Below are 15,556 nucleotides of genomic sequence, written 5' to 3'. Positions count from 1 at the left end.
CCCTGGGCTTCGACGTCCCCCTGTGGCGCGGGATCACTCTGTACCGTGCCGCCTCCCTCGTCTACTCGCTGGTCCTGCTCGTCCACCACCACGAGCACCTGGTCCGGCCCTGGGCCGCCTGGGGCGTCCTGGCGGTCATGGCGGCGTGGACGGCGGTCACCGCCTACGCCTACCTCCGCCCCCGGTGGCGGACCCGGCGCCTGCTGACCGCGGACCTGGCGGTCTCGTTCGGCTGCCTGTTCGCGACGGCCGTCGCGGTCTCCCCCTACTACCTCACACAGGCCCCGCCGCTGAGCGGCTACTGGTTCGCCGGGGCCGCACTGTCGGCGAGCGTGATCTGGGGCCGTCGCGGCGCCGCGACGGTGGCCCTGCTCTACGGCTTCGCCGACCTCACCCTCAGGGTGCTCATGGGCGCGGCCATCACGGGGGCGACCGCGCGCGGCGTGGTGCTCCTACTGCTGACCGGCCTGGCCGTGGGCTACATGGCCCGCGTGGCCGAGCGGGCCGAGGAGCGCTTCACCCAGGCCGTGGCCCTGGAGGCCCGCCTGTTCGAGCGCGAGCAACTGGCCCGGGAGATCCACGACTCGGTCCTCCAGGTCCTGGCACTGGTCCGGCGCCGCGGCGCCGAGGCAGGCGGGGAGGCGGCCGAGCTCGGCCGGATGGCCGGCGAGCAGGAGGTGCGCCTGCGCTCCCTGATCGCCGACGGCCTGCCCGAGCCGAAGGGCGGGCCGGTGGACCTGCGCGAGCTGCTGCGCAGACAGGAGTCGGTCACCGTCTCCGTCGCCACCCCGGCCACACCGGTGCTGCTGTCCGCCCGGTCGGCCGGGGAGGTCTCCGCGGCCGTCCAGGCCGCCCTGGACAACGTGGCCCGCCACTGCCCGGAGGGCACCCGCGCCTGGGTGCTGGTGGAGGACGAGGACGGCACCGTGACCGTCACCGTGCGCGACGACGGCCCGGGCATCCCGGCCGACCGCCTGGACGCCGCCCGCTCCGAGGGCCGTCTGGGCGTCGCCCAGTCCATCCAGGGGCGGTTGCGGGACCTGGGAGGGACGGCGGAGTACGTGTCCCAGCCGGGCGAGGGCGCGGAGGTCGAGCTGCGCGTGCCCCGCGCCGCCGGGGGTTGAAGGTGAGCCGTCAGGTGGCGGGTCCACAGGGGGTCACAGGCCAGCGTGCCCGCCTGCCGCAACCCCAGGGGGTTGAAGGTCAGCGGTCCCGCTCACCGTGACCCCAGGGGGTGACAGGTGGGGGCCGTCAAGTCCGCCGGGACCCCAGGGGGTCGATCCGGGCCGAAGCGAGGAGGGGCTGCGCCGCGGGCGTCCGTTGAGGGTGGCGGCGGGCGACGGCGCGGGCACGAGCGGAGGCCCAAAGAAAGCACGCGCGAGGGGCGCGCCTGTGCCCGCAGGAGGAGTCTCCGCCGCCGGCGAGCCCGCGAGCCGGGCAGGAGCGATGACGAAGGCCCCGGCGTACGGCGCCCCGAGTCACTCCTGGTGGGCGAAGCGCTGCTCCCGCCACGGGTCGGCCCGGTTGTGGTAGCCGCGCTCCTCCCAGAAGCCCCGGCGGTCGGCCGTCATGTACTCGACGGCGCGCAGCCACTTGACGCTCTTCCAGCCGTACAGGTGGGGCACCACCAGCCGCAGCGGAAAACCGTGCTCGGGGTCCAGCGGCCGGTGGTCGCGCCCCATGGCCAGCATCGTGCCCTCGGCCAGGAAGTCGTCCAGGCGCAGGTTGGCGCTGTAGCCGTACTCGCCCCACGCCATCACGTGCGTGACCTCGGGGGCGGGCGGGGCGATGTCGACCAGGTCCTGGGGCAGCACTCCGTACCAGGGCACGTCGGGGACGCTGAAGCGCATCACGCAGTGGAAGTCGCGGACCGTGTCCGTGCGCGGCAGGCGGGAGAACTCGTCCCAGGTCCAGCGGTAGGTGCCCAGGGTCTCGGTGGCCCCCATGACACGGAAGTCCCACCGGTGCGGCCGGAAGGTGGGCACGGGGCCGTAGTGCAGGGGCTTGTGCTCGTGGCGTATCGCCTGGCCGGGCGGCAGGTGGGCCCGCCGTGTGTTCCCCCGGTCTCCGGCCCGGGCTCCCTCGTGCAATCCGTCCCCTCTCTCAGACGGCCGGTCCTCCCGCGCCGTCACTCGGTGCGCCTCCCCTGCTGGGTGGGGGATGGGAGGCTCTGGCCATCCTGCCAGGCGGCAACGAGAGCTAGGTCACTCCCCCCGGGTGTGCGGGTTCTGTCTGGACGTGCGCTATAGTCACAGCCATGCAGCGGAACTTTTGGCGCTTTTATGGCTACCGGCCCGACTCCCGGACGGTCGCCTGTCAAGCGCTGCGCTGATACAGGACGACTTCGAAGGAGCCCCGGGCCGGACGGCCCGGGGCTCCTTCGCGTTCCGGCCGCCGCCACGGGGCTCAGCCACTCCAACAAACAGGGACTACCCACATGGTCATCGTGATGGCACCGGACGCGACCCCCGACAACATCGACGATCTGGTCGAGCTGGTCAGCTCGGTCGGCGGCGAGGCCTACGTGACGCGCGGCGTGAGCCGCACGATCATCGGCCTGGTCGGCGACGTCGAACGGTTCCAGGACCTCGGCCTGGCCGCCAAGCCCGGTGTCAGCGACGTGCTGCGCATCTCGGCCCCCTACAAGCTCGTCAGCCGCGAGAACCACGACAGCCGCAGCGTGGTGAGCGTGCGCGGCGTCCCGATCGGCGGCGAGAACATGACCGTGATCGCCGGGCCGTGCGCGGTCGAGACCCCCGAGCAGACCCTGGAGGCCGCCAGGATGGCGCTGGCCGCCGGCGCGTCGCTGCTGCGGGGCGGCGCCTACAAGCCGCGGACCTCGCCCTACGCCTTCCAGGGGCTGGGGGAGCAGGGCCTGAAGATCCTCGCGGACGTGCGCGAGGAGACCGGGATGCCCATCGTGACGGAGGTCGTGGACGCGGCCGACGTCGAGCTGGTCGCCTCCTACGCCGACATGCTCCAGGTCGGCACGCGCAACATGCAGAACTTCGCCCTGCTGCAGGCGGTCGGCGACGCGGGCAAGCCCGTCCTGCTCAAGCGCGGCATGAGCGCCACGATCGAGGAGTGGCTGATGGCCGCCGAGTACATCGCTCAGCGCGGCAACCTCGACATCGTCCTGTGCGAGCGCGGCATCCGCACCTTCGAGAAGACCACCCGCAACACCCTGGACATCAGTGCCGTCCCGGTGGCGCAGAACCTGTCCCACCTGCCGGTGATCGTGGACCCCTCGCACTCCGGCGGCAAGCGCGACCTCGTCCTGCCCCTGTCGCGCGCCGCCATCGCGGTGGGCGCCGACGGCATCATCGTGGACGTGCACCCCGCACCGGAGGAGGCGCTGTGCGACGGCCCCCAGGCGCTGCAGGAGGGCGACCTGGCGGAGCTGCGGGACCTGTCGGCGACCCTGGCCACCCTGAGCGGCCGTACCCTGACGCCCGCGCCGGGCCGGGAACTCGCCGCGCTGTGACGGCGTGAGAGCGTGAGAGCGGGTGCTCCGCGGGCCCTCGGGCGTGCGGAGCACCCGCTCGTCTCAGACGCGGGCCGCGGCGGCGGGTGCCACCCGGGCGGGCGCCGCGTCGCCCAGGAAACTGGGCTTGTGCAGCTGGGCCGTGGTGACCAGGTGCTCGGCCAGCTCCTCGGCGTCCATCCGCCTCTCGATCTGGCGCAGGTCCGGGATCTTGGCCGCGGTCTCCACCTGGCGCGGCGTCAGCATCGTGCAGCAGTCCTCGTCGGGCAGCTCAGAGATGGCCAGGGTGCCGATCCGGCGGGCCTGCTCCATGATCTCGGTCTTGTCCATACCGATGAGCGGCCGCAGGATCGGCAGGTCCACCGCGTCGTCCAGGGCGGTGAGGTTGGTCATCGTCTGGCTGGACACCTGGCCCAGGGCGTCCCCGGTGATCAGGCACTCCGCGCCCAGGTCGTCGGCGAGCGCCTCGGCGGTCTTGAGCATCAGGCGGCGCTGGGCGACGATCTGCAGCCGCTCGATGCCCGAGCTCTTCAGCTGCTGCTGGGCCTTGCCGAAGGGCACCACGAACAGCCGCGAGCCCACCTGGTAGCGGTCGATCTGGCGCACCAGGCTGTAGGCCTTGTAGATCGACTCGGGGCCGGTGAACGGCATCCCGGAGAAGTGCAGGAAGTCCACCTTCAGGCCGCGCCGGATCATCCGGTGCGCCGCGACCGGCGAGTCGATGCCGCCCGACATCAGCACCAGGCCGCGACCGCTCATCCCGGCCGGCAGGCCGCCCTGGCCCGGGATGCCGTCGGTGAACACGAACGCCTCGTCCTTGTCGACCTCGACGAACAGGGTGTTGTCGGGCCGCTTGAGGTTGACCGGGTACCCGTGCGCTTCGATGATCTTGGAGCCCAGGTAGCCGGCCAGCTCCGACGAGGTCATCTCGAAGCGCTTGTCCCGGCGGCGGGCCCGCACGGCGAACGTGCCGCTGCGGTCGGCCAGGGAGCGCACCGCGATGTCGGTGATGGCGTCCAGGTCCTTGGCCACTCGGCGCACCAGGTGCACCCAGACCACGCCCATGACGTTGGCCATGCGGTCGGCGATCTCGGCGACCTCCACGTCGGAGGCGCCGGGTTTGCGGACGATGATGACGCCCGAGCCGCGCTGGGAGAGGCGGACGTCGCCCAGGTCGCGTACCGACGCCCGGATGTTGTTGTGCAGCCTCCGCTCGAAGAGCTTGCGGTTGGACCCCTTGAGGACGATCTCGCCGAGCTTCATGAGCACGCAGAGCTCGCCCAGTCCGGTGCCGGCTCCGACCTCGGCTACGGGGAGCGGCGCGGACTCGAGCGACGCTGACATGGTGCTACCTCCGGTGCGTACAGGATGACTGCCGCCTCCAGTATCGAACATCCGCACCACCGTTCCGAACGCCGGGCACAGCACCGCCCCCGTACCGACGGGACGGCGGCACGGGGGCGGGAGGCCACTGGGCGGACGTTCGGCGTCCACCGCACACGCGCTGGCTAGCCGAAGAAGACCTCGGCCTCCTCGTAGCGCTCGGCCGGGACGGTCTTGAGGGTGTCGGTGGCCTCGGCCAGGTCCACCCGCACGATGTCGGTGCCCTGCAGACCGACCATCTTGCCGAACGCCCCGTCGTGCACGGCGTCGATCGCGTTCACGCCCAGACGGGTGGCGAGCACCCGGTCGAACGCGGAGGGGGTGCCGCCGCGCTGCACGTGACCGAGCACCACCGAGCGCGCCTCCTTACCGGTGCGCTGCTCGATCTCGTCGGCCAGGCGCTGGCCGATGCCGCCCAGGCGGACGTGGCCGAAGGCGTCCGTCTCCCCGGTCGCCAGCTCCATCTGGCCCTCCATGGGGTGCGCGCCCTCGGCGACCACGATGATGGGCGCGTACTGCGTCTGGAAGCGGCTCTCGACGTGCTTGACGACCTGGTCGATGTCGAAGGGCCGCTCGGGGATGAGGATCACGTTGGCGCCGGCCGCCATGCCCGAGTGCAGCGCGATCCATCCGGCGTGGCGTCCCATGACCTCCACCACGAGCGCGCGGTGGTGCGACTCGGCGGTGGTGTGCAGCCGGTCGATGGCCTCCATCGCGATGTTCACGGCCGTGTCGAAACCGAACGTGTAGTCGGTCGCGTTGAGGTCGTTGTCGATGGTCTTGGGCACGCCCACGACGTTCACACCCCGGTCGTGCAGCTGCCGCGCCACGCCCAGGGTGTCCTCGCCGCCGATGGCCACCAGGGCGTCCACGCCCAGTCCGGCCATGTTGTCCTTGACCCGCTCGACACCGCCCTCGATCTTCATCAGGTTGGTGCGCGAGGAGCCCAGGATCGTGCCGCCGCGCGGCAGGATGCCGCGCACCGCCGTGACGTCCAGCGGCATGGTGTCGCCTTCCAGGGGGCCGCGCCAGCCGTCCCGGAAGCCCACGAACTCGTAGCCGTAGTCCTTGATCCCCTTGCGGACGACGGCGCGGATGACCGCGTTCAGACCAGGGCAGTCTCCACCGCCGGTCAACACCCCGACTCGCATGCGACAACTCCTCGACGTAGTGTGATTCAGCGCATCGCGCCATATGGTCTAGACCATAGTGGGCCGGGGGAGTCCAGGCCAACCCGAGAGCCGGTGCGGATCGCGCGGGCGGGTGCCGCTACCCGTCCAGTCCCTGGTCGATGGCGTAGCGCACGAGTTCCACCCGGTTGTGCAGGTGGAGCTTGGCGAGTGTGTTCTGCACGTGGTTCTGCACCGTGCGGTGCGAGATCGTCAGCCGGGCCGCGATCTGCTTGTAGGCCAGCCCCTTGGCGACCAGGCGCAGCACCTCGGTCTCGCGCGGGGTGAGCGCGGGGGCGGTGCTCTCCGGCTCCCGGGGTGCCCGCTCCGAGGCCAGCCTGCGGTACTCGCCCAGGACGAGACCGGCCAGTCCCGGTGTGTAGACCGCCTCCCCGGCGTGCACACGGCGCACCGCGTCCAGCAGTTCCTCGCGCGCGGCGGACTTCACCAGGTATCCGGTCGCCCCCGCCTTGACCGCGGCCAGGACGTCGTCGCCCTCGCCGCTGGCCGACAGCACCAGTACGCGGGGCGGCTCGGCCAGGGCCACCAGCCCCGCCGTCAGCTCCACCCCGGACATGTCCGGCAGGTTCAGGTCGACCACGGCCAGCGTGGGGCGCGCGGCCGGCGCGATGCGCAGGGCCTTGGCGCCGTCGCCCGCCGTTCCGACCACGTCCACCCCGGCCTCGCCGAGGTCGCGCGCGACCGCGTCGCGCCACATCGGATGGTCGTCGACCACCAGTACCCGGATCGCGTCCATGCCCATGGGGCGAGCCTATCGGCACCCGACGGGCGCCGACGGCGAGCGGGGCCGGTTCAGTCGTCGTCCCCGCCGTCGCCCTCGCCCTCGAAGTCGCCCAGGTCGATGCCGCCCGGGGTCGCCGTGATGGTGATCTCCGTGTCCTTCGGGGCGGTCCCGGTGTGGGACTGCGACACCACGACGAGGCCGTGGAAGAGCCGCTCGACCTTGACCTTGAAACCGGCGTCCTTCAGGATCTCCTTGGCCTCGGTGATGCGCTTGCCGGTGACGTCGGGGATCTCGATGCCCGGCGGGCCGGTGGAGACCGTGAGCTGGACCTCGCCGCCGGCGCCGACCGTGCTGCCGTTGTCGGGGCTCTGCGTGATCACCACGCCCTCGTCGACGTCCTCGCTCTCCTCCTCGGTGACCGACACGGTCAGACCGAGGTCCTCCAGGGTCCGCTGGGCCTCGTCCAGCTCCTGCCCGGTGACCGCGGGCACCTCGATGCCGCGGCTGATGGTGAGGGTGACGCCCTCCTCGCGGTCGGCCTCGGCTCCGGCCTCCGGATCGGTGGAGATCACTTCGCCGGGTTCCACGTCCTCGGCGTCGACGGGCTCCTCGACGAGGGTCTCGGGGTCGAAGCCGAGGTCCTCCAGGGCGGCGAGGGCGTTGGCGATGTTCTCGCCCGCCAGGTCGGGCATCTCCACCGCCCGGGGGCCCATGGACAGGTACACGGTCACGTCGTCGCCGGGGGAGAGCCGCTCGCCGGCCTCGGGCTCGGTGCGGGCGACCGTGCCCGGGTCCTCGTCGCTGTAGACGGGCTCCTCGACCAGGTCGTAGACCAGCCCGGCGGTACGGATGTCCTCGCGGGCGGACTCGGGGCTGGCCCCGACCACCTCCGGCACCGCCTCGAAGCGGCCGAAGACGAACCACCATCCGCCGGCGATCAGCACGACCGCCAGGACCGCCGCCCCGATCCCCATCAGGAGGCCGCGGCGGCCCCGGGGGCCCTCGCGGTCGTCGGGGTAGTCGTCGTCCTCGTATCCGTCGTCGCCGAAGTCGGCGCCGCCCATGTCCACGATCATCGTGGCGTTCTGGGTGCCGGGACCCGCGCCGCCCGCGATCAGTTGCGGAGCGGTGACGGCGGCCGTCGGCGAGGCCCCGGCGGCGACGGGAGGCAGCGGTCCCGCCGGTGCCGCGGTGTCCTCGGGCAGCCGGTCCAGGACCTCCAGGACCTTGGCGAGGTACTGCCCCGCGTTGCCCGGACGGTACCGGGGGTCGCGCTCGGTGGCCTTGGTCACCAGGTCGTCGACCTCGGGCGGCAGGTTGGGCAGGAAGTGCGACGGACGCGGGACGTCCTCGGTGACGTGCTGGTAGGCGATCGCGATCGGGGTCTCGCCCGTGTGCGGCTGGCTGCCCGTGAGCAGCTCGTAGAACATGATGCCGGACGCGTAGACGTCGCTGCGCGCGTCGGCGGTGCCCTTCTCGATCTGCTCGGGCGCCAGGTAGGCGGCGGTGCCCATGAGCGTTCCGGTCCGGGTCAGGCCCTGGTTGGACTGCTCCACGGCGCGGGCCAGACCGAAGTCGGCCACCTTGACCCGGCCGTCCTGGGTGATCAGGACGTTCTCCGGCTTGACGTCGCGGTGCACCATCCCGGCCTGGTGGGCGGCACCGAGGGCGGCCAGCACCGGCGCCATCGTGTTCAGGGCGTCCCGCGGGGTGAGGCGGCCGCGCTCCTTGAGCATGTCGCGCAGCGTGCGCCCGGGCACGTACTCCATGGCCAGGAACACGTGTCCCTGGTCCTCGCCCTGGTCGAAGACCTGGACGACGTTGGGATGCGAGAGCTTGGCGACCGAGTGGGCCTCGTTGATGAAGCGCTGGACGAAGGTCGGGTCCTGCGCCAGGGACGCGTGCATGACCTTCAGCGCGAGGCGTCGGTCCAGGCGGAGGTCATGGGCGACGTAGACGGTCGCCATCCCGCCACCGGCGATCCGGGACTCGACGAAGTAGCGTCGGTCCAGAGTCGAGCCTACGAGCGGGTCGGAAGTCGTCATGTCCACGGCGGAGTGCTGTCCTTGCTGCGGGGAGCGCGGGCGTTTCGCGGCCGGTGGCGCGTACCCGACACAGGGTGTCGAACCGACACGATAGCGGAAGCCCGCCCCGGATCTGCCCCGCGGTCTGCGGTCGTGGCGCCCCGCTTCCGCTGTGAGGGAGGCGACGGCGCCGTTCTCTTCGTCGTCCGCGCCGTGTCCGGTAGGGACAGGGCGCACCCACCCACGGTAGAGGACTGAGGCAAGCGCCCGGGTGAGGCGGGCTCGCGGGCGCTTGATGCCGGGTTGGGTTCGGGGCGCTTCACGCCGGGTCCTTCGTCGTCGACTCGCCTGGCTCGCAAGCTCGCCGGCGGCAACGTCTCCTCCTGCAGGCCCCGGCGCGCCCCTCACCCCTGTGCTTTCTTTGGGCCTCCGCGCTGTGTTTTCTTTGGGCCTCCGCTCGTTCCTCGCTTCGGCCCGTGCTCGGGGCGCCGGGAGGCCAGCGTTCTTCGTCGTCGACTTGCCTGGCTCGCAAGCTCGCCGGCGGCCCCGTCTCCTCCTACAGAACACTGGCGCGCCCCGAGCCAACCCCCTGGGGTTCAGGCAGGCTGATCCACCTACCCCAACCCCCTGGGGTTCACGCAGGGCTGTGTGTGCACCTTCAACCGCCTGGGGGTGCAGGTGGTGGCGCGCCCCTCACCCCTGTGCTTTCTCTGGGCCTCCGCTCGTGCCCGCACCGTCACCCGCCACCACCCTCAACGGACGCCTGCGGCGCAGCCCTTCCTCGCTCTGGCCCGATCAACCCCGGGGATGACGGCTCTATCCGGGGGTGGACGCGTGGGCGTAGCGGCGTACGGGGATGCGTCCGGCCAGGCGGGCGGCGCGTCCGGCGCGCACGGCGTCGCGCATCGCCGCCGCCATCAGTGCCGGGTCCTGCGCGCGGGTGACGGCGGTGGCCAGCAGGACCGCGTCGCAGCCCAGCTCCATGGCCAGCGCGGCGTCGCTGGCGGTGCCGATCCCCGCGTCCACGATGACGGGCACCCCGGCCCGCTCGACGATCAGCTCCAGGTTGTGCGGGTTGCGGATGCCCAGGCCCGAGCCGATCGGCGCGGCCAGGGGCATCACCGCGGCGCAGCCGATCTGCTCCAGGCGCCGGGCCAGGACAGGGTCGTCGTTGGTGTAGGGCAGGACGGTGAAACCGTCGTCCACGAGGCGTTCGGCGGCGTCCAACAGCTCCACGGGGTCGGGCAGGAGCGTGTGCTCGTCCGCCACGACCTCCAGCTTCACCCAGTCGGTCTCCAGTGCCTCCCGGCCCAGCCGGGCGGTGCGCACCGCGTCGGCGGCGGTGAAGCAGCCGGCGGTGTTGGGCAGGGGACGGATCTTGTTGCGGCTCAGGACGTCCCAGACCGACCCCTGCGTGCCGGGGGCGACCCGGCGCATGGCCACGGTCGTGAGCTCGGTGCCGGACGTGACGAGGGCGTCCTCCAGGACCTCCAGGGAGGGCGCCCCGCCGGTCCCGGTGATGAGCCGGGAGCCGAACGCGGTGCCCGCGATCACGAGCGGGTCGTCGATGTGCTCGGTCATCTTCAGCCTCCCTGGACGGCGGTCAGGACGTCGACGCGGTCGCGGTCGCGCAGGGGCGTCTCGCTCCACGCGGCCCGGCGCACCACCTCGTCGTTGAGGGACACGGCGATGCCGCCGGGGACGGCGCCCTCGGCGGTCCCGGTCAGCTCGCGCACGACCGACTCCACGGTGGTGTCGGCGGTGACGTCGCGGGGGGCGCCGTTGATGATCAGTTCCACTGCTCCTCCAGGGTCGTGGTGTGGCCGTGTCCGCGGTCGGCGGCGAAGCGGCGCGCGTGGTCGGGCAGTGTGCCGGTGGTCAGGACCTGGGCCATGACCTCGCCGGTGACGGGGGTCAGCAGCACCCCGTGCCGGAAGTGCCCCGCGGCCAGGTGCAGGCCGGGGACACGCGTGGGGCCCAGGAGGGGCTCGTTGTCGGGCGAGCCGGGCCGCAGGCCCACACAGGTCTCGGTGATCTCCAGTTCGGTCACCCCGGGTACGAGTTCACGCGCGTCCCGCAGCACCTGCCAGAGGCCGCCCGCGGTGAGAGAGGTGTCATAGCCCAGCTCCTCCTGGGTGGCGCCGACGACCACCTCGCCGTCCGCGCGCGGGACGAAGTAGACGGGGAAGCCCCTGACCAGCCCCCGGACGGTGCGGCCGACGATCGGCGGCTCGCCCCCGGGCGCGCGCATGCGCAGCAGCTGGCCCTTGACCGGGCGGACCGGCGGCACGACGGCCTCGGGGACCGCGATCCGGTCGGTCCAGCAGCCCGCGGCCAGGACCACCTGGTCGGCGGCCAGGGTCCGGCCGTCGGACAGCCGCACACCCAACCGGGCTCCGCCGGGACCCGGGCGCAGGACCTCCTCGGCCCGGGCGCGGATCTCGGCCACGCCGGTCCGCGCACCGGCCTCCACCAGGGCCCGCAGCAGCAGCCGCGGGTCGACGGAGTGGTCGTCGGGGGCCAGGACGCCGCCGCGCACGGACGGGGCGAGCATCGGTTCCAGGCGTCGGCACTCACGGCCGGTGAGCCGTTCCGCGGCCACGCCGAGGCGCTGTTGGAGGGCGTGCAGGTCGGTCAGCAGGGCCAGGTCGTCGCGGTCGTAGGCGACCAGGAGCGTGCCGGTGGCGCGGTAGCCGACCGTGTGCCCGCTGACCCGCTCCAGCTCGGTGACGAAGTCGGCGAACATCCCGGCGGAGCGCATCGCGAACTCCATCAGGGGTTCCTCGCCGAACATCGCCTCGGTGGCGGGGGTGAGCATTCCCGCGGCGACGGTGGAGGCGGCGCGGGCGCCGCTCGGATCGGTGACGGGGTCGGGTTCGACCACGGTGACCGGCAGGCCCCGGTCGGCCGCCCGCCAGGCGGTCACCCGTCCGGCGAGTCCGCCTCCGACCACGAGGACGCCGTGTTCCTCGGAGTTGGTGGGCATGGTGCTCGGTTCCACTCCCTTCGCCGGCATGACCCGGATCAGGTTCGTGCGGTCGGAGGCTCTCAGCCTCCCTCTCAGCCGGGTCCCACCCGGCTCCCGCGGGATGTTCGGTTCTGTCTCCATCCTAGGCCAGAGCATCCGGAAGGGTCCCGCCACGGTGCTTCCCGCCCGCGCGGATGTGGCAGATTGGAGGCGTGACACAAAGCGACAGCGACATCGACACCCTGGTCGGCACATGGCTGACCCTCAAGGAGGCGGCACAGCCGCTCGGCGTGAGCCCCAACCGGATCAAGACGCTGATCCGGGAGAAGCGCCTGATGGGCGTGGTCCGCCAGGGAGAGCTCTCCATCCCGGCCGACTTCGTCGACGGCCACGACCTCGTCAAGGGGCTGCCGGGCACCCTGGTGCTGCTGACCGACGCCGGGTTCTCCACGGAGGAGGCCCTGCGCTGGCTCTTCACGCCGGACGAGACCCTGCCCGGCACGCCGATCCAGGCCATGCGGGAGAACCGCGGCACCGAGGTGCGCCGACGCGCCCAGAGCATGGCCTTCTGACCCGAGCCCGTCCGGCCCCGGGCCGGAGGGTTCCCCGCGTCCGGGCGCCCGAGGGCGCCCGGGGCACGCCGGTGCCGTCGGCCCTTGGGCGGCCATCCCGCAGCCTCTAGGGTGGGGCGTGTGAGGACCAGCCACGGAACCAGCCTGCGCAAGCGCCTGGACGCATCCCTTCTGTACCTGTGCACCGACGCCCGGACCGAGCGCGGCGATCTCGCCGAGTTCGCCGACGCCGCCCTGGCCGGCGGGGTGGACATCATCCAGCTCCGGGACAAGGGGCTGGAGGCCCGCCAGGAGATCGCCGCCCTGGAGGTGCTGCGCGGCGCCTGCGAACGGCACGGTGCCCTGCTCGCGGTCAACGACCGCGCCGACATCGCGCGTGCCGTCCGCGCCGACGTCCTGCACCTGGGCCAGCGCGACCTGCCCGTCCCCATGGCGCGGGACGTCGTCGGCGCCGACCCGATCATCGGGCGCTCCAACAACGACCCCGAGGCCGCGGCGGCCTCCGCCGAGGAACCCGGCAGCGACTACTTCTGCGTGGGCCCGGTCTGGGAGACGCCCACCAAGCCGGGGCGCCCCGCGGCCGGACTGGACCTGGTCCGGCGGGCCGCGGCCCTGGGCACCGACCGCCCCTGGTTCGCCATCGGCGGGATCGACTCCGACAACATCGGCAGCGTGCTCGACGCCGGGGCCGACCGAGTGGTGGTCGTACGCGCCATCACCGAGGCCGAGGACCCCCGTGCCGCCGCCGCGGTGCTGCGCGCCCGTCTGGTCGAACACGCCCAGAACACGGCCTGACCGCGCGGGGACCGCACCCTCCCAGGACCGGAAGAGGGTCCGCGCGTCCGGCGCCCCGCCGACGCGCCGGTGCGCCCGGTGCGTGCCGGCCCCCAGGGTCGCCCACGTGATCGTGGGCGCCGCTCTCGTGGCCCCGGTCGTCCTCCGACCGGGGCCGTGGCACGGGCTCAGACGGACACGTGTGACAGAGCGCTCGGGTGGCGGCGCAGGAACCCCTCGATGGACTGCGCGGGGTGGCCCGTGAGCTTGGGCACGGTGGGCGCGACCACGTCCATCTCTCCGGCGGCGATCGCCGCGTAGGAGGAGGCCCAGCCCTCGGCGGCCCACTCCGGCGCCCCGCCGGCGCGGCGCGACTCCAGCGCCTCCTCCCAGGTCTCGGGCACGTAGCGCACGGTGCGGCCGGTCAGGGCGCTCAGCTTGTCCACGGTCGCTCCGAGCGTCAGGGCCTCGGGGCCGGTGACGTCGTAGGTCGCCCCTTCGGCGAGGGCCGCCCGTTCCGGGTCGGCCAGCACGGCCGTGGCCACGTCCGCCACGTCGTCGCGCGACACCCACGCGGCCCGGCCGTCACCGGCCGGGCCGCGGATCACACCCTCCCCGTCCACCCAGTCGGGCAGCAGGTCCAGGTACAGGCCGGGTCTCAGGAACGTGTGCCCCACGCCGGTCGCCCGGATGTGCGCCTCCGTGAAGAAGTGCGTGCGCGCGAAGGTGAAGGTCGCGGCCGGGCCGGCCCTCAGGAAGGACAGGTAGACGATCCGGGACACCCCGGCCTTGACCGCGCCGTCCACCGCGCTCAGGTGCTTGTCGATCCGGTCCTCGGACGCGGTCGCCGGGACCAGGAAGAGCGTGTCCACGCCGCGGCACGCCCGCTCGAAGCCCGCGGTGTCCTCATAGGCGGCCATCGCCGCGGTGCTGCCGGGGTACTCCGGCGCCCGGTTGATGTCGCGGACGATGAGCCGCTGCGGAAGGCCCAGGCGCGCGATCCTGGCGGCCACCCGACCGCCCAGCGCTCCGGTGGCCCCGGTCACCCCTATGGTGTGCTTTGTCATGTGATCGTCGCCCATGACACCTCATCCTGAGGGACGAGGGGCCGCCGGGCACTCACCGGCACGCCCTTTTTGCGGCAGCCGGTCACCGGCTGGTGTGCTCTTGGTCCTCACCGGGTCCGGGCGGCGTCCCCGCGTCCGCCGGTGCCGTGGTGGGGCGCTGGTAGGACAGCCGGCGCAGCAGGACCTCGGCCGGACCCCGCCTGTCGGCCCGTTCCATCGCGTAGGCCGCGGCCACCGTCACCAGCCACACCGCGATCGCGTACAGGGCCATGCTCCACGAGGTCAGGTGCGCGCCCAACCCCAGGCCCCAGGCGGCCAGGACCGGCGCGCACAGCACGGACTGGCCGAGGTAGGAGGTCAGCGAGCGCTTGCCGGTCGCGGTCAGCGCGGTCAGGACCACTCCGGGTGCGCGGTCGTGTTCCTGGATCCGGCGCGCGACCAGCGCGATGAGCGCGACGTAGCCCAGACCACCGGCCACACCGGTGACCGTGTGCGGCATGGCCAGCATGGCGGCGTGCGCCTCGTGCAGCTCCCAGACTCCGATCTGGGCCAGCGCCTGCGGCAGGCCGCCGATCCACGCGGTGGCCAGACCGGCGACCGCCACGGTACGCAGTAGGCGCAGATGGCGGCCCGGCTCCTCCAGGATCCGGCGGCGCGCCGCCCAGAAGCCGAGCAGGATCGCGGCCGGGACCGCCAGGCCCAGCAGACCCTGGCCGAGGACGACGATCGGCCAGATCGTGACACGGCTCACCGCGGCCCAGAACAGCGACGGTTCGGCGATGCTGCCGGCCATGAAGTCGAGGTCGAGGCCGCCCGTGCCGTCGCCGGGCGGCGTGAGGACGATCGCCAGCACACTCGCGGCGGACATCAGCACCATGAGGCCCGCCAAGACCCCGGCCCACACCAACAGGGTGGTGTCCCGACGCCGGAAGAACAGCCAGCACAGCACGAGACCGGCCAGGCCGTAGGCGCCCAGGACGTCGCCCATCCACAGCAGCAGGGCGTGCCAGAAGCCGAAGATGAGCAGCCACAGGTTGCGGCGGCGCAGCAGGGCGTCGACGGCACGGGGGTCGGCGCCCGCCGCCTCCTGCCGCGCGGCCAACTGCACCATCCCGTACCCGAACAGGAAGGCGAACATCGGGTAGCTGCGCGAGTCCACCATGACGACGGTGAGGAACTGCGCGACCGAGTCCAGGGGCCCCTCGGGCACCGGATGGGCGTTCCCCCCGGTCATCGGAGCCGCCCAGAGGTACCAGGTCGCGTTGGCGATCGCGATGAACAACAGCATGAAGCCGCGTGCCAGGTCGGGTGCGAGCGCCCGCTCACCCCGGCCGACCGGCCCTCGCGACGTACTCGCGCGTGTCATGGAC

General features: G+C 72.8%; 14 protein-coding genes and 1 riboswitch. Of the genes, 4 read left to right on the top strand and 10 right to left on the bottom strand.

The features are described from left to right. Window positions 1–2: 2 nt before the first annotated feature. Entirely contained in the window at window positions 3–1,124 is a 1,122-nt protein-coding gene (macS, locus tag M1P99_RS02490) for a MacS family sensor histidine kinase (protein ID WP_369696577.1), read from the top strand. Window positions 1,125–1,478: 354 nt separating this feature from the next. Here the strand turns inward: macS and M1P99_RS02485 are convergent, their stop codons facing one another. Next, window positions 1,479–2,039, bottom strand: a complete 561-nt coding sequence (locus M1P99_RS02485) for a molybdopterin-dependent oxidoreductase (RefSeq protein WP_304455542.1) — start codon at window positions 2,037–2,039, stop codon at window positions 1,479–1,481. A gap of 398 nt (window positions 2,040–2,437) precedes the next feature. On the opposite strand from M1P99_RS02485, the gene aroF reads away from it, so the two are divergent. Next, window positions 2,438–3,484, top strand: a complete 1,047-nt coding sequence (gene aroF, locus M1P99_RS02480; protein WP_304451063.1) for a 3-deoxy-7-phosphoheptulonate synthase — start codon at window positions 2,438–2,440, stop codon at window positions 3,482–3,484. A gap of 63 nt (window positions 3,485–3,547) precedes the next feature. On the opposite strand, the gene thiI is transcribed toward aroF, so the two are convergent. From thiI to thiO, 7 genes are all read right to left on the bottom strand, one after another. Next, window positions 3,548–4,828: a tRNA uracil 4-sulfurtransferase ThiI gene (gene thiI / locus M1P99_RS02475; RefSeq protein ID WP_304451062.1), complete on the bottom strand. Its 1,281-nt coding sequence runs from the start codon at window positions 4,826–4,828 to the stop codon at window positions 3,548–3,550. Between the two features lie 164 nt (window positions 4,829–4,992). After that, complete coding sequence (locus tag M1P99_RS02470; RefSeq protein WP_304451061.1) at window positions 4,993–6,018, bottom strand: 6-phosphofructokinase; 1,026 nt, start codon at window positions 6,016–6,018, stop codon at window positions 4,993–4,995. 118 nt (window positions 6,019–6,136) lie between these two features. Next, window positions 6,137–6,799 (bottom strand): response regulator transcription factor, encoded by a 663-nt coding sequence (locus M1P99_RS02465; protein ID WP_304451060.1) that lies wholly within the window; start codon window positions 6,797–6,799, stop codon window positions 6,137–6,139. 50 nt (window positions 6,800–6,849) lie between these two features. Then, the gene (gene pknB / locus M1P99_RS02460; RefSeq protein WP_304451059.1) at window positions 6,850–8,832 is read right to left on the bottom strand and encodes a Stk1 family PASTA domain-containing Ser/Thr kinase; all 1,983 of its coding nucleotides are present in this window, start codon (window positions 8,830–8,832) and stop codon (window positions 6,850–6,852) included. Between the two features lie 789 nt (window positions 8,833–9,621). Further along, window positions 9,622–10,386: a thiazole synthase gene (locus M1P99_RS02455; RefSeq protein ID WP_304451058.1), complete on the bottom strand. Its 765-nt coding sequence runs from the start codon at window positions 10,384–10,386 to the stop codon at window positions 9,622–9,624. A gap of 2 nt (window positions 10,387–10,388) precedes the next feature. Beyond that, window positions 10,389–10,604, bottom strand: a complete 216-nt coding sequence (gene thiS / locus M1P99_RS02450; protein ID WP_304451057.1) for a sulfur carrier protein ThiS — start codon at window positions 10,602–10,604, stop codon at window positions 10,389–10,391. Then, window positions 10,595–11,791, bottom strand: coding sequence for a glycine oxidase ThiO (gene thiO / locus M1P99_RS02445; RefSeq protein ID WP_304451056.1), 1,197 nt, complete (start codon window positions 11,789–11,791; stop codon window positions 10,595–10,597). The genes thiS and thiO overlap by 10 nt, the downstream gene beginning before the upstream one ends. Then, window positions 11,789–11,901: riboswitch (TPP riboswitch) on the bottom strand. It overlaps the preceding gene by 3 nt. Before the next feature lie 66 nt (window positions 11,902–11,967). Here thiO and M1P99_RS02440 point away from each other — a divergent pair. Further along, window positions 11,968–12,345, top strand: coding sequence for an Rv2175c family DNA-binding protein (locus M1P99_RS02440; RefSeq protein ID WP_304451055.1), 378 nt, complete (start codon window positions 11,968–11,970; stop codon window positions 12,343–12,345). A gap of 120 nt (window positions 12,346–12,465) precedes the next feature. Then, complete coding sequence (thiE, locus tag M1P99_RS02435) at window positions 12,466–13,140, top strand: thiamine phosphate synthase (RefSeq protein ID WP_304451054.1); 675 nt, start codon at window positions 12,466–12,468, stop codon at window positions 13,138–13,140. 167 nt (window positions 13,141–13,307) lie between these two features. On the opposite strand, the gene M1P99_RS02430 is transcribed toward thiE, so the two are convergent. After that, window positions 13,308–14,201 (bottom strand): SDR family oxidoreductase, encoded by an 894-nt coding sequence (locus tag M1P99_RS02430; RefSeq protein WP_304451053.1) that lies wholly within the window; start codon window positions 14,199–14,201, stop codon window positions 13,308–13,310. Window positions 14,202–14,268: 67 nt separating this feature from the next. Further along, window positions 14,269–15,552 carry a DUF418 domain-containing protein gene (locus tag M1P99_RS02425; protein WP_304451052.1) on the bottom strand — a complete coding sequence of 428 codons (1,284 nt, stop codon included), beginning with the start codon at window positions 15,550–15,552 and terminating at the stop codon, window positions 14,269–14,271. Between the last annotated feature and the right edge of the window lie 4 nt (window positions 15,553–15,556).

This window comes from Nocardiopsis sp. YSL2, assembly GCF_030555055.1.
GTDB lineage: Bacteria > Actinomycetota > Actinomycetes > Streptosporangiales > Streptosporangiaceae > Nocardiopsis.
This window is presented reverse-complemented; position numbering and strand designations above follow the sequence as displayed.